Below are 13,566 nucleotides of genomic sequence, written 5' to 3'. Positions count from 1 at the left end.
TGTGGGGTACTGACTATTTTTGCATAGAAAGAAAGAAAAAAATTTGGGTTGAAAAAATGCGGTGGGGCTTTGTGTGATGGGGCTTACCGCATTTTTTGTTGGGGAGAGTTATGCAAAAAGTAAAATGGGCAAAAATGGTTGAAAATGGGCAGTTTTTGCAATATTTTTTGCATAGGTTTGAGCAGGTTTGATCGGTTTTTAAAATGGGTTTAAGAAATTTTAAAACCCATTTTAAATTTTTAAATTAGGCTGTGTCCGATATGAACCACTTGCCCGATGATTTGTAGGTTCTGGGCTTCATCTGCTGATATTCTGATTGGGCGGTATTCTTCTTTGTTGTCGCTGATTAGTTCTACACCGTCCCATTCTATTTTTACACGTTTAACCCATACGCTGTCGCCGTTCTGGACTAAATAAATACGGTTACCTTTTACTTCTTTTTTACTTAAATCTACAAGCATTTGGTCGCCGTTTTCTATGGTTGGGCTCATAGAGTTGCCATTTGCCCAAAATACTGCGCAATGGTGGGCTTTTACGCCTAAACGTGCCAAGAGTTCATCTGAATAAGGTTCTTCCCCATCAGGCTCGGTTGTGCCTTCGTTAAAACTGCCAAAGCCTGCTGATACATTAATGCCTTCATAGCTGATAATCATTGAAATGTTATCTTTTAGCTTTTCCTGTATGGTGTTACTTGCAGGTGTTTCTTCACTTGTGTCATCTCTCTGCCCTTGCCCTGTGGCAAGCCACAAAAGATTTACATTCGATACTTCAGCTATTTTCACTAAATTTGAGCGAGAAGGATCCGCTTCACCTTTTACCCAACGAGCTAATGATGCCTGAGCAACTCCAACAGCTCTAGAAAATTCACTGTAATTACTCTTAAAACATTTTTCAGCAATCATTTTCATTCTTTCTGAAAACTTTTCATCGTAAATGTTTGGTTTACTCATCTTTTACGTTTCCGGTATTTAAGTTTTACTCGTAAAACATATAGCTAAACCATTGATTTATAAATAAAATATGAATAAAGCAAAAATATTTTTAAAAATATTATGTTTTACGGTTGATTTATCTAAAGTTTTACGGTTAAATACACACATCAGATAGATAAAAAGGAGTGTATCAAATGAGTGTATTTAGCGACGTTAAAAAAACCGCTCAGAGTGATTGGCATCGAGCCGATATTCTGGCGGGACTTCGCAAAAACGGTTGGACACTTCGTTCTTTAGCAACAGAAGGGAACGTGAGTTACAACACCCTTAAATCTGCACTAGATAAGCCTTATCCCAAAATGGAACGCCTAATCGCAAATGCGATTGGTGTTGCCCCTGAAGTGATATGGGCTGGTCGCAATGCAGAACGCATAGAACGTAATAAACGACCGATTTTAACTAATAAGTTTTAATCATAAATGATCTTTAACGTAAAAGATAGATTAAAGGAACGTTTATGAGTGAATTAAGTTTAAAAACGCACTATTCAGTCGCAGAGCTATTAAGTTTTAAGTTATCTAGTCTGCCAAGTGCTCATAAAAACGTTTTAGAAAAAGCTAAAAGGGAAAACTGGATAGCACAAAAACGTAAAAGTAAAGGTGGTGGCTTAGAGTACGAGCTCATTTCAATGCCCGAAGCCGTCCAAACCGAAATCCGCTCACGTTTTGCGGTGGCGGTGGTGGAAAGTAAGCCGAAAAAATTACCTGCGGTGAAAGCCGAGGTGGATTTGGCGAACTTGACAACCAAACAGCGTGAGATTGCTGATGCTCGCATAGGGCTGATCCAGTATGTGTTGGATTTGGAGCAATCAATGAGCCGAATTAAAGCGGTCACTTATGTTTGCGAACTTGCAAAAAGTGGCAGATTGCCTCCGCATCTTGCGGTGTTGGTTGAAACGGCTAACGCTAAAAAATCGAAAAAACGGACAGTAAGCGTTCGTACTTTAAATGGCTGGGTGGTGGATTACTGCAAGGCGACAAGCGTTGAGCAACGGTTAAAACTTTTTGCCCCACTCGTAAGGCAGGAAGTTAAGGCAGAAGAAATTTGGTGGCTTTCTTGGTTGTTGGGGATTTACCGTCAGAAGAATGCGTTAAGCGTGCAAGAAAGTTACCGCTACTTTGAAGCGGAGTGGGTTGAACGGTATGCCGACAATCCGATGATGTTAGAGGCAATGCCTAATATCAGCAAAGTAAGACGAGCAATGGCGAAGTTGCCGATCCATATCTTAGAGAAAGGTCGCTTAAGTGGCTCGAAATATAAGCAGTTATTGCCTTATGTGATGCGTGATTGGTCGCCATTTGTGGCAAATGATATTTGGATTGGTGATGGTCACTCGCTGAAATTAAAAGTTGCCCACCCTGTACACGGCAGACCGTTTACCCCTGAGTTGACAATGATTGTTGATGGGGCAAGTCGAAAAATTGTGGGCTGGTCGCTGTCGTTGAGTGAAAACGCTTTTGCAGTGCTAGATGCGTTACGACACGGTATTGCGACACACGGTGTGCCAGCGATTTATTACTCCGATAACGGTGGCGGTGAGAAAAATAAAATACTTGATGCAGAAGTCACAGGGATTTTACCACGTTTCTCTATCCACCACGCAACAGGGATTGCAGGTAATCCGCAGGGGCGTGGGATTATTGAGCGGTTAAATAAGACGGTGGGTTTACGAATTGCAGAGCGATTTGAAACTTACTACGGCAAAAATGCCGATCCTGAAGCCACTCGTAAGATGTTGGCTAGACAGTTGGCGTATGCGAATGCAAAAAATGGCAAGGAACTGACCGCTTTGCAGAAGAAAGCTCGCAGAGAGTTGCCAAGCTGGGAAGAGTTGAAGGCAGTTATTCAAGAAGTGATTGATTGGTACAACAATGAGCACGTTCACAGTGAAATTCATTGTACGCCAGCGGTGAAGTACAAACGAGTGACCGACACTGAAAAAGTGGTGTGGTTGAGCGATGTGGAATTAAGGGATATTCAACGTCCTGAATTTATCCGCACAACAAATAGAGGCTTGATTGAGTGGAACAATCATAAGTATTTCAGCTTGAATTTGTTGGATTACCAAGGGGAAGAAGTTGTTATCGGGGTGGATATTCACGATCCGATGTGGGTACAGGTGCGAACCAAAGACGGACGGTTTATCTGCAATGCCGAGTTTGAAGGACATAAACAAGATGCGTTTCCGCAGTCCTTTGTTGAGCAGAAACGTGAGGAGCGAGCAAAAGGCAGACTTAAACGGAAAGAGCAACAAGTGGCAGAAATTATGGCAGAGCGTAATCCTGTTATTACGATTGAACACCAGCAAAGCGAGTTAATAACCACAAGTTATCAACCAAAACGAGAAAAAGTGTCTGTTCGTCCTATTTTTACCAGTGTGGTAGAGAGGGAGGAGTGGGAGAAGAAACAAGCATTAATTGAAGCCGTAGGCTAAGGGGAAATAATGAAGAAAAGTGAATTATTAAAACAGTTTCAACGTGAAGAACAGTTAAACGTTGAGCGTAAAAAGGTGCGTGAGGCAAGACGTGCGGAGTTAAATGCACCTTTAAATAATAAGGCGACCTGTTTAGTTGAGTTTAATGGAGTGACTTTTGAGCTTTTTCTTGAAGTTCGCAAACTTGCTCCATTAAAGGCAAATACAGATCGTCCGCTACTTGAGAAAGTGTATCAAGCGTTTGCGAATCCACACCTTCCGCCTCAAGTAGATCCAGTTGCATATCAACAACATTTGAAAAATCACTTAGGGCTTGCTCTGCAATCTCTGGTGATAGGGTTGCTAATTGGCGAAATAGAGAGTGAACAAGCTCAGACTGAATACCTTGTATCCCAGTTAGCAAAACGAGGAGTGAATGTAGCTCTGATTTAGTGAGTTTATTAAGGTCAGGTGGAGTTTTAAGCATAACGAAGCCTGTTGATGAAAAAAGAGACTTTGATTATAGGAAATAAGCGATGAAAAACCAACTATTAAAAGATTATATGGAACGCACCAAAATTGGGCAAAAAGAGGTTGCAAATAAATTAGGCGTGTCGATTGCTACGGTGAGTTTGTATTTGAGGGGTGAGTATGATGGCAATGTTGAAGAGTTGAATATTAAGGTGGAGCAGTTTTTGGCTCGCCAAAAAGATAAGGTGCTTGAGTATAAGGTGAGTGCAGAGTTTGTGCCGACTTTTACTGCTCGTCAGATTATGGCAACTATTCAAGAGGCACACATTGAGGGTGATATGTGTGCGGTGTATGGTGCGTCAGGTTTGGGTAAAACGCAAGCGGTGTTGCAGTATGCGAAAGAGAATACAGGGGTAATTTTAATTGAGACCAATATGAGCTACACCGCAAAAGTGCTGTTGCAGAAAATCAGTGAAAAACTGAATTTAAACAACCGAGGTACGCTTGATCAGTTGTTTGATGGGATTGTGGCAAGGTTAAAGGGGAGTGAACGGGTCATTATCATTGATGAGGCGGAGAATTTACCTACTCGCTCGTTGGAGTTTATTCGCCGTATCCACGATGCAACTAAAGTGGGTGTTGCGTTGGTAGGGACTGAGCGTTTGTTAATTAACTTAAAAGGCAGGCATAACGATTTAGCTCAAGTGTATAACCGCATTTGGCGAACGAGTTCCCTTGGTAATGCGTTACCTGAAAAGGATTTGCATTTATTGACAGAAAGAGCATTGAACACAGGGGAATATAACGAGTTATTTTTTAAACATAGTCAAGGTAATGCGAGACGTTTGAACAAGTTGATTCGTGGTGTGGTGCGGTTAAGTCATATCAATGAATGTCAAATTGATGAACGGTTGATTAAAGAGTATACCAAGATGTTGATTGGTTAGGTGGCAAATGAGATACCGTCAGATCTATGCGGCGTATCGTGGCGAAGAGAATGTGGCTGACGGTACAGCCGAAGAGTTAGCAATCAAGTTAGGGGTGACAGCAAAAACGGTGCGGAAATGGTCAACGCCGAGCTATCACCGCAGGAATAGAGGGCAACGGGTGGTCGTTGTGAAGTTGGGAAAAGAAAAGGTGGTGTGAGATGGGGCGCACAATTAATAGAGCAAATCAGATGGCGGTGAAGTATTTACGCCAAACACAAAAGGCGATTGGGCATATCAATGCGTTAGGTTTTACGGTGTTGATGATTGATTTTACGAAGATTAAACCACGAATCAAAGTGGATATTGCAGGTAATGAGGGGGTGGCAAGAGCGTTAATTGAGTCAAGAAAAGCACACTGGTATGCCCAAGGGCATAGCGAAGATTTAGGTATATGGAAAGGTTACTACACGATGATTGAAGGAATTAGAGTGTGGTGGGAAGCGAAAGTTTAGGAGTTAAAAAATGGCAAAACAACCCACAAAAACCCGAGTAAAACAACCAGCAAAACTGCGTTTTACCACGGAAGAGCAAGTGCAAAGTGCGATTAAGGAAATCGGCGATTTAAGTCGTGAACATACCCGTTTAACGACGGAGATGAACGACATTATCGCAGAAACCAGTGAGCGTTACGCCCCCGAGTTGAAACGTTTACAGGCAGAGATTGAGCCGTTACAGCAAGCGGTGCAGGAATACTGCGAAGCACACCGTGATGAATTGACGGAAAACGGCAAGAGTAAAACCGCTAACTTTGTGACAGGCGAAGTGCAATGGCGACAACGTCCGTCTTCTGTGGCAATTCGTGGGGCGGATGCGGTGCTTGATTTTATGCAACGTATGGGCTTTGACCGCTTTATTCGCACTAAAAACGAAATCAACAAAGAAGCCCTACTTCTTGAGCCTGAAGTGGCAAAAGGGATTGCTGGCGTGACGATTAAGCAAGGGGTGGAAGATTTTGTGATTAAGCCGTTTGAGCAAGGGGGGAAGTGATGGACATTCTGTTTTATGTTGTTGCAGGTTTTTTTCTTGTCCCATTAGCGTTAGGTCTCTCTTTTATTGTGCTTTTTCTATTTCTTATAGCAATGGGCAGAGTTATTGACTTAATAAGTTAAAGCTCATTTAAACGCTCTTTAAATCCCCTCTCCCTCCGAAAATCCTTGCGGATTTTCTCCACCCTCTCCCGCAAGTGGGCGAGGGGAATAATAAGAAGGGCGTTAATAATGTGTTTTAACCATAAGGGGAAAGATATGAAAAAGAAACCAGATGCACTCAAACGTGAGCGGTTTAAGTATTTTAGTGAGCTTGCTTCAACACTTGAGCGTGAAGGCAAGTATTTACAGGCAGGCGATGCGTGGGATAAGGCGTTAAACTTTGCGACGAATCCACTTAATCAAAAGTGGTGCGAAAGCCGTTACGAGTTCTGTGAGAAAAGAGCTTAAGGGGTAAATGATGACCGATAGTGAAAAATGGCAAATAAAAGACCGCTTGTATGACCTGATTGAAAAGCTACAAGGGGCGATGGAATTAGTCGAAATGGACGATTTGGCACTGGCTGGCGTGGTTTTGATGGACGTGGCTGGGCAGATTCAGCGGGTGAAGCTTAAATTATCAACTAACCAAGAGGAAAACTAAGATGAAAAACAGTGATTTTATTCAAATGACACAATGCAACATTCATAGCATTAAGTTCCCTGTGGACAATGTGAAAGAAGTGTTAGAAGAGGCTACTTTTGAGCCTGCGGACAGTTATACCACCATTGAGTTAGTCAAAAATCCGATGACAAATACGAAAGTGTTAGAACTGGATAATGGGTTGTTCTTTACTTTGCGGACAACCTTTAAAAAAGTGACTAAAGAGTTACTTTCAGCCAAAATTTATGAGCTGAAAAAATCAGAATCACTTCGAGATGAAAGAATGCCGAAGATTGTGCCGAATACTGATAAAGAGTGGCGACAAACTGCCGAAGCTCATTTACTGCAAGTTGTGCCATTTTCGAGTGAATTAGTCAATGTGTTTTACAGTCCAGAAAAAGAGCTACTTTTTACAAATAACCGCTCTAAGCATAGCCGTTTAGCGTTGAACCACTTGATTAAATTATTTGAACTTGCAGGTTTTAAAAGCATTGTTGTGTCGGAAGAAAAGTTGGGTTTAAACACTAAATTGACTAAATTTTTGGAAAAAGGTGAACCGCTTTTTAAATATCTACATTTCCAACACGAAGCGACTTTGCGTAAGTTGGCAAACGACAATGAAGAGTTTTTGACTTGTCGCCATTTGGATACGTTAGACGGCAAGGAAAAAGCGTTAGGGGCGTTACAAAATGGTTTTCGTGTGCAATCTATGGCGATGCGTTATGAAAGCGAAGAGGCGTTTATTGTAAATTTTAAGTTGGATGAACATTTAAAAATCCGCTCGATGCGTTTTACCGAATATGCCGATATTGCTCGTCAGTTAAACGGTACAAGAGAAGCACATAAGCACGCTATTTTAACGGAATACCTTGAAGGTCAGCTTAATGCCTTACTCAAAATTGCAAGTGCTACAGCGCTAGAGTTTACAGGGGAAACGAAGTTAGAGAGTTTTGTTTAAGTGGTGGGGAAATAAAATGAACAAAATGCAACAACAAATAATTGAATGGCTGGCTGATGGTGAAACAGGGTTAAGTAGTAAAACAATGGCGTTTGTAGTCGGCTTTGATGTGGTACCAAAACGAGCATGTTATCCACAAGATCCTGCAGATTTAAGGCGTTGTATGCAATTACTAACTGTCGCACCAACAATGCGAAATCATTTGAGTAAGTTAACGTCTATCTGTCCTGTTTGGGCGGAAATTATCAAAAATTGGGCAGAATTGGAAGCAACTTATAATCAAGAAATTACAAAGGATCTAATGCCAAAGACTTATTCCTTACTGCAGAAATATGCAGAGCAAGACAAAAAACGTGTTGTTATAGGAAATGGTGTTTCAATTAGATTGAGCTAATTCAAAAACAAGGAGGAAACTATGTAACCACTAAAAAATACTCACACCGCCCCACACTATTCTTATCGGCAGGGCCTAATGAAATTGTGAAATGCACTTGGGGCGGTGGTTGAGAGAATAGAGATAAACGACAGCGTTTATCTCTGTTTTCTTAGGGAGGTGCAAAATGAAATTGTGTCGTTGCCCGATTTGTCACTCAGATTTAACGCTGGAAGCGTTGGTTGAAGATGATGCTGGGCGAGAGTTACTTAAAACGATCACCGAAATGACTGCTGGTTGTGGTCGTCCTGCGGTGGCATATTTGGGGCTGTTTAAACCCCCAAAAAGCAGTTTAAGCAATGGGCGTGCGTTGCGGATTTTGCAAAGTTTGCTGGAGCTTTATCCTTGCTCTAATGTCTTGGCAAAAGCGTTGGCTGATACGGTTGAGCAGGTGCGACGTCATCGTCGGGAGAATGGCAAATTTGAGCCGTTGAACAGTCATAATTACTTAAAGAAAGTCTATGAAAGCGTGAAGCCTCAGTTTGCGGTGGTTAGAACGGAAGAAAATAATCAGGTGCTTTCGGGTGAAGAAGCACAGGAAAGAGCAAAAAGCGACAATCGGACAGCGAATATTCAGTACATTGATCGCTTGGTTCGGTTAAGGGGCGAAGGTGAATGTGTGAATTTACACGGCTTTGCGGATTGGAAACAGTGGCAACAGGAGAAAGAGAATGTACGCACAAACTCGTAAACAGATGATACAGAAAATCCATATTGGAAAGAGCGAGCTGAAGATGAGTGATGAAGCCTATAAGCTCTTTTTAATGGAGTTGGTAGATAAACCTAGTTGTTCGATGATGACTGACCCTGAGTTGATGATAGTGTTGCAAGGTATGCGTGCCAAAGGGTTTAAGGTGAAATCGAAACAATATGGTAAACGCCCGACAGCCAGTAATGCAGATGAGGTGCGTCAAAGTTATATTAGAAAGATTGAAGCCTTTATTGCTAGTAGTGGTAAGTCTTGGCATTATGTTCACGCTATCTGCAAGCGGTCGTTTGGTATTGAGCGTTTGCAATGGTGTACGACAGACCAGATTTTTAAAATTGTGCAGATGTTAGCGGTGAATGCCCATCGAAATGGGCGAAGAACCTGATATTTACAAAATTTTTTGCATAGCCCCGATCATTCGGGGCTTTTTTGTGGTAGATTGAAAGTGTCATTTAATTTATTTAGGGTAATTGTAAGAGGTTTATATGCGAAAAAATCTATTTGTAACTCTACTTATTCTTCTTTCTTTAACTGCCAAGGCAGAAATTTCCCTTAATCAACAGGAGCAGTTAGCAGAGAAGATTGCTGTAGCGAGTTTTGGTGAAGGTAATTATGCTAATACTATTACCAAAATAAGAATAATGAGATCTTTAGATAATGTAAAAGGTATTTGTGGTGAGGACTCTATCACGGAGGTTGCAAAACTTTCTGTTGCTGTTCAGACATCTTTGGCAAAAGACGATTTTTTTGTAACTCCCCTTGAGGTTATTGAGGCTATAGGAACATTAAAAAGGCAAGCTCCTGATGACATTGACTGCATGACTGTTGCAACAAACTACGCATCTACTGTTGTTGTTGCTCCCACGCCAGCAGAAGCATTAGCTTCGGTTAATTCACTTTATAAAATTTTAAAACAAAAAACTAAATAATCTCAAGCTACCTAACCAGCGATCTTTTTATCCCCCGCACGCAAGCGTACGGGGTTACGCATAATTGAGCCACGCTGTGGCTCTTTTGGTTGGAAATTTACAAAATTTTTTGCATAGCCCTGATCATTCGGGGCTTTTTTGTGGTAGATTTTTCAGTAAAAACAATCTTTAAGGAGTTTAAAAATGAAGAAACTACTATTCCTTCTTGGGCTTTTGACCTTTAATGCAAATGCTACCGAAGTTAAAATCTTTAAAGAATACTCTTATGATATGCACAAACTAGACTTCCAAAAAAAATTTTGGAACTTTGGAGAATGTCAATTTAGTATGGGTGAAAACAAACTTTGTGCAGAAAGAGGTTTTGAAAATTTGTATGGAATACCCTTTAATATCACAGTTTATTTTGATAACGACCGAACAAAAACGATCTTGTTAAAAACTCCAGACCCCATCGACAAGAAAACATATCTTGAGTTATTTCGCGGAATGATTAAATCAGGATTTGAGCTATATGAAATTAAAGATCAGGATAGTGCTTTAAACTTGTATGAAGAGATTTTTAATGGTCGGTTAAAAGATTTTGGTCCATCTGCAGATGCTAAACTAGATAAATTAGAAGCTGAAGAAAAAGAAAACAACTCAGCAATACTTTATTATATGGAACACAACAAAGCTCAACAGACATTAAAAAGCTCTAAGGGGCTATCATCTTTTTCATCTTTCTTATCTAAGCTACCTAAAGATACTCGTTTTGTTGAAATGAAAGTTAATAATTATAAAGGGATTTATTCTCTGGAATTACATTTCACTATTCCTAATATGCCTATTACCACTATAGATGATCGACCCGCTGAAAAATTTTAGTATTGATAATCGAGCCACGCTGTGGCTCTTTTTGTTTTTACAAGCGGTCTTTTTTTATAAATTTTTTTGCAAAAATGTTCACACTTTTGAAAAACGTGCCTGACAATACTCCATTAATCAGTCTGAAATGGAGGGGTTATGTGTGAGTTTGAAAATGTAGAAGAGTATTTGCCTGATAGTGTCAGAGAGATTGTGGCGGTGATTGGATTGCCTGCAACGGAGAAATTTGTTAAAGCCTTTGGGGGCTTTTCGTTTCAGTTCTCAAAGTCTGCTAAGTATTTTGATAAATTGCGTGAGGTGTTGGGGCAAGAAGATGCAGTAAAACTGCAAAGTTATATGCAAGTGGGTGAAGTTTATATTCCTCGCTGTGAAACGGCATTGCGGATTTTGCGAAATCAACAGCTTTATGCAGATTTTTGCCATTTAACCGAAACGGACAAGTTAAGTGGGAGAATGGCGATAATGCGACTTTGTCAGAAATATCAAATTTGTGATCGCACTGCGTGGGAGGTTGTACGATATTATCAACGTTATAAATCTGTATCTCAGTCAGTCTTGTTTTAGTGTGGAAAGTCTTCCCATACTCTCCACGCTCCTAATTCTTTAAAGTCTCTTTAAGTATCACTTAAAGAGGCTTTTTTTATGACCTTTCCTATTAGAAAAATCGTAATTCATTGTTCTGCCACTCGCAACGGCAAAAGTTTAAAGCAAGCAGGCAAATCATCAGCAGAGGTGATTGATGGCTGGCATAAGCAACGTGGCTTTAAGCGATTGGCAGGGGCGGTGAAAACCTTTAATGCTCACCTTGAACACCTTGGTTATCACTTTGTGATTGATGTGGACGGAACTGTTGAAACGGGTCGTCAGGTTGGTGAAATGGGGGCGCACGTCAAGGGGCACAATCTCCACTCTATCGGGATTTGTGTGGTGGGCGGTATTACGGCTAATGGTAAAAATCACGCTGAATTTACTGAAGCACAATGGCTCGCCTTGCACCGTTTACTGCGTGAGCTTGAAGCGAAATACCCGAATGCGAAGATTTATGGGCATCGGGATTTAAGTCCTGATCGTAATGGTGATGGCACTATTGCCCCGAATGAGTGGGTGAAAGATTGCCCCTGCTTTGATGTGTGGGAATGGTTAGATAGTGAAGAAATTGTGAATGTGGGGCATTTATATGCGTAAGTCTCTTATAGCTCTGACAGTTGGAGTGATGGTTGTTAGTCAGTCACCTAAAAATATTTATTTAGATTTGAAGTATAGCAAGCCTTTGCCAAAACCAAAGGTTAAGAAGGATTTTATATATCATCAAAAGGGGAAAAGATGAAATTTAAAGAATTAATTACCAACGATAACGGACGCTTATCAACGACGGCGTTTATTCAGTTTTTCGGGGCGTTGCTAATGGCTGGGATTTTGGCTTATTCGGTGTATTTAGACCGTGCCAATGTTGCGGAGTTGTTTACGGTTTTTGCTTTATTTTGCGGTGGTGGCGTGGCGACAAAAGGCTTTGCTAATGCAATAGGCGGTAAACGCCAAGGAGAAAGCGAATGATGACTGTAAAAATAGTTACTCTTGTTTTATTTATTGCGTCCTGTGCTTTGTTTTGGCTTTGGTTAAAAGTTGAAAAGGCTGAAGAGCGTAATCGGAAGTTACAAGCAGAAAATCAACAACAAGCGAGCAAAATTCAGGCTCAAAAAACGGAGATCAAAAATGCACAAATTAAGCAGAAAAATCACGATGATGTTAAGCGTAGCAATGCTTCCGCTGTTGATCAGCAGTTGCACGCCCACGGTTACTTCCGTGACGACGACAGGTTGCACGGCATTCGGGCTGATTTACCCAAGTCGTCAGGATACGACGGAGACGAAGCGTCAAGTGCTGGCACACAATCTGACCTATGAGGAGATTTGTCATGGTAAGACTATTCAAAAAGCTCCGTAGCTGGTGGCGTGAGCGTGTTTTTAGAAAACAGAAGCCAGCTGTGGCAACTCGTCGTGATTTGTTAAAAATGGCAGTAAAACAAGGTAATCAATCCCCTGTCGGTCGAGCAAAACGGGGGCGTTATGATTGATGAGAAGCTGTTTCAGATGTTGGTCTCTTTTGTGGTTGCTCCCCTTGTTGCTTTTAGTGCCAAGGTGATTTTTGACCGCATTAACCGCAATGAGCAAAGCGTTAAAGAGTTGAAGCAAGAAATTGAGCAGAAATATCAATCAAAGGAGCTGGCTCAAGAAGTCAATAAGGGCTTAAAAGAGAAGCTAGATGATATTTTGGAAGGGCTAAAAGAAGTTAATCAAAAATTAGATAAAAAGGCAGACAAGCAATGAGTCGCAGAAAGCAAAAACAGACAGATTCGGAAAAATTAGACCTAATTTTAGAGGCGGTTACGTCTGCAAATGAGAAGATTGATTCGCAAAATGAGCGAATTGATGCCTTGCAGAAAGAAGTCCACGCTACAAAAAAATTAGTTGATGATATGGCTCGTAAAAATCGCCGTGATGCAGTGATTGCTGGCGGTGTGGGTGGTGGATTAGTGGCTATTGGTTTTGAGTTAATTCGTTTAAAACTGGGGGGCTAAATGGCTCACGATCCGAAAGTGAAGGCCTATGTTCGTCGCTATTATGTTTTTGAGCGTTTTACTCTTGAACAATCGGCACAAAAAGCGGGCGTGTCCTTTAATACGGCTCGCCGTTGGAAAGCGGAAGCAGAAAAAGCAGGTGATGACTGGGATAAGGTTCGAGATGCTCAGGTAATGGCTGGCGGAGAGATGGACGAACTCTCTCAAAGTTTGCTAACAGGGTTTATTTTGCAATACCGTGCTACGATGGAAGAGTTAAAAGACAATCCTGAGTTGTCGTCAAAAGAGAAAGTCGCTTTGCTTTCTGTGTTGGCAGACAGCTTTACCAAAATGACCGCTGCAAGTAAACGAATTTTGCCTGATGTGTCAGAGCTTGCGGTTGCAATGAAAACTGTAGAGCTTTTGGGCGAGTTTATTAAAGAAAAACACCCAAACTTATTCGGCGATTTTCTTGATGTGTTGGGTGATTTTGGCGAAGTGGTCGATAAAGCGTTTAGGAAAGGGAAATAATGTCTGCATTATGTTTACTTTGTGCCTGTGTCATTGCTTGCCACGGACAAAACGGTTGGGGATGGTTTTTGTTTGCTGCTCTACTTTTTGG

24 protein-coding genes are annotated in these 13,566 nt (G+C 41.1%); 23 read left to right on the top strand and 1 reads right to left on the bottom strand.

Annotated features, from left to right (window positions below; translation table 11 throughout):
- Positions 1–239: 239 nt before the first annotated feature.
- Positions 240–950: a LexA family transcriptional regulator gene (locus B0183_RS11125; protein ID WP_078208800.1), complete on the bottom strand. Its 711-nt coding sequence runs from the start codon at positions 948–950 to the stop codon at positions 240–242.
- Positions 951–1,126: 176 nt separating this feature from the next.
- Here B0183_RS11125 and B0183_RS11120 point away from each other — a divergent pair, with 176 nt between their 5' ends.
- From B0183_RS11120 to B0183_RS11015, 23 genes are all read left to right on the top strand, one after another.
- A complete protein-coding gene (locus tag B0183_RS11120) occupies positions 1,127–1,405 on the top strand; it encodes a helix-turn-helix domain-containing protein (RefSeq protein WP_021115413.1) in 279 nt (92 codons plus the stop codon).
- A 44-nt stretch (positions 1,406–1,449) separates the two neighbouring features.
- Entirely contained in the window at positions 1,450–3,426 is a 1,977-nt protein-coding gene (locus B0183_RS11115) for a Mu transposase C-terminal domain-containing protein (RefSeq protein ID WP_078208799.1), read from the top strand.
- Positions 3,427–3,435: 9 nt separating this feature from the next.
- Entirely contained in the window at positions 3,436–3,858 is a 423-nt protein-coding gene (locus B0183_RS11110; RefSeq protein ID WP_005711961.1) for a hypothetical protein, read from the top strand.
- Positions 3,859–3,941: 83 nt separating this feature from the next.
- Entirely contained in the window at positions 3,942–4,823 is an 882-nt protein-coding gene (locus tag B0183_RS11105) for an AAA family ATPase (RefSeq protein ID WP_016057750.1), read from the top strand.
- A gap of 7 nt (positions 4,824–4,830) precedes the next feature.
- Positions 4,831–5,022 (top strand): hypothetical protein, encoded by a 192-nt coding sequence (locus B0183_RS11100; protein WP_038514659.1) that lies wholly within the window; start codon positions 4,831–4,833, stop codon positions 5,020–5,022.
- A gap of 1 nt (position 5,023) precedes the next feature.
- Entirely contained in the window at positions 5,024–5,317 is a 294-nt protein-coding gene (locus B0183_RS11095; RefSeq protein ID WP_021110329.1) for a hypothetical protein, read from the top strand.
- A 10-nt stretch (positions 5,318–5,327) separates the two neighbouring features.
- On the top strand, positions 5,328–5,852 hold the full coding sequence (locus tag B0183_RS11090) for a host-nuclease inhibitor Gam family protein (RefSeq protein WP_078208798.1): 525 nt from the start codon (positions 5,328–5,330) through the stop codon (positions 5,850–5,852).
- Positions 5,853–6,109: 257 nt separating this feature from the next.
- Positions 6,110–6,301 (top strand): ANR family transcriptional regulator, encoded by a 192-nt coding sequence (locus tag B0183_RS11085; protein ID WP_075604587.1) that lies wholly within the window; start codon positions 6,110–6,112, stop codon positions 6,299–6,301.
- A 10-nt stretch (positions 6,302–6,311) separates the two neighbouring features.
- The gene (locus B0183_RS11080; protein WP_234802060.1) at positions 6,312–6,494 is read left to right on the top strand and encodes a hypothetical protein; all 183 of its coding nucleotides are present in this window, start codon (positions 6,312–6,314) and stop codon (positions 6,492–6,494) included.
- A gap of 1 nt (position 6,495) precedes the next feature.
- Complete coding sequence (locus B0183_RS11075; protein WP_016528532.1) at positions 6,496–7,452, top strand: hypothetical protein; 957 nt, start codon at positions 6,496–6,498, stop codon at positions 7,450–7,452.
- Between the two features lie 16 nt (positions 7,453–7,468).
- On the top strand, positions 7,469–7,846 hold the full coding sequence (locus tag B0183_RS11070; protein WP_016057756.1) for a hypothetical protein: 378 nt from the start codon (positions 7,469–7,471) through the stop codon (positions 7,844–7,846).
- A gap of 166 nt (positions 7,847–8,012) precedes the next feature.
- A complete protein-coding gene (locus tag B0183_RS11065; protein WP_042905513.1) occupies positions 8,013–8,576 on the top strand; it encodes a hypothetical protein in 564 nt (187 codons plus the stop codon).
- Entirely contained in the window at positions 8,557–8,979 is a 423-nt protein-coding gene (locus B0183_RS11060) for a gp16 family protein (protein WP_035491011.1), read from the top strand. Before B0183_RS11065 ends, B0183_RS11060 begins: the two co-directional genes overlap by 20 nt.
- Positions 8,980–9,079: 100 nt before the next feature.
- Positions 9,080–9,523: a hypothetical protein gene (locus B0183_RS11055; protein ID WP_016528529.1), complete on the top strand. Its 444-nt coding sequence runs from the start codon at positions 9,080–9,082 to the stop codon at positions 9,521–9,523.
- A 183-nt stretch (positions 9,524–9,706) separates the two neighbouring features.
- Positions 9,707–10,387, top strand: a complete 681-nt coding sequence (locus B0183_RS11050; RefSeq protein WP_035494654.1) for a hypothetical protein — start codon at positions 9,707–9,709, stop codon at positions 10,385–10,387.
- 138 nt (positions 10,388–10,525) lie between these two features.
- Positions 10,526–10,951 (top strand): Mor transcription activator family protein, encoded by a 426-nt coding sequence (locus tag B0183_RS11045; protein WP_005711943.1) that lies wholly within the window; start codon positions 10,526–10,528, stop codon positions 10,949–10,951.
- 78 nt (positions 10,952–11,029) lie between these two features.
- The gene (locus tag B0183_RS11040; protein ID WP_016057760.1) at positions 11,030–11,572 is read left to right on the top strand and encodes an N-acetylmuramoyl-L-alanine amidase; all 543 of its coding nucleotides are present in this window, start codon (positions 11,030–11,032) and stop codon (positions 11,570–11,572) included.
- Between the two features lie 138 nt (positions 11,573–11,710).
- Positions 11,711–11,941: a DUF2644 domain-containing protein gene (locus B0183_RS11035; protein WP_005711941.1), complete on the top strand. Its 231-nt coding sequence runs from the start codon at positions 11,711–11,713 to the stop codon at positions 11,939–11,941.
- A complete protein-coding gene (locus tag B0183_RS13040; protein WP_078208796.1) occupies positions 11,938–12,291 on the top strand; it encodes a DUF2681 domain-containing protein in 354 nt (117 codons plus the stop codon). The genes B0183_RS11035 and B0183_RS13040 overlap by 4 nt, the downstream gene beginning before the upstream one ends.
- 11 nt (positions 12,292–12,302) lie before the next feature.
- A complete protein-coding gene (locus B0183_RS12385) occupies positions 12,303–12,461 on the top strand; it encodes a hypothetical protein (RefSeq protein ID WP_016528482.1) in 159 nt (52 codons plus the stop codon).
- On the top strand, positions 12,454–12,714 hold the full coding sequence (locus tag B0183_RS11025) for a hypothetical protein (protein ID WP_005711935.1): 261 nt from the start codon (positions 12,454–12,456) through the stop codon (positions 12,712–12,714). Before B0183_RS12385 ends, B0183_RS11025 begins: the two co-directional genes overlap by 8 nt.
- Positions 12,711–12,965: a hypothetical protein gene (locus B0183_RS11020; protein WP_016528480.1), complete on the top strand. Its 255-nt coding sequence runs from the start codon at positions 12,711–12,713 to the stop codon at positions 12,963–12,965. The genes B0183_RS11025 and B0183_RS11020 overlap by 4 nt, the downstream gene beginning before the upstream one ends.
- Positions 12,966–13,475 carry a DUF1804 family protein gene (locus B0183_RS11015; RefSeq protein ID WP_078208795.1) on the top strand — a complete coding sequence of 170 codons (510 nt, stop codon included), beginning with the start codon at positions 12,966–12,968 and terminating at the stop codon, positions 13,473–13,475. It abuts the gene before it with no gap.
- The last annotated feature ends 91 nt before the right edge of the window (positions 13,476–13,566 follow it).

The sequence above is a fragment of the Glaesserella parasuis genome, from assembly GCF_002015085.1.
GTDB classification, from domain to species: Bacteria; Pseudomonadota; Gammaproteobacteria; order Enterobacterales; family Pasteurellaceae; genus Glaesserella; species Glaesserella parasuis.
This window is presented reverse-complemented; position numbering and strand designations above follow the sequence as displayed.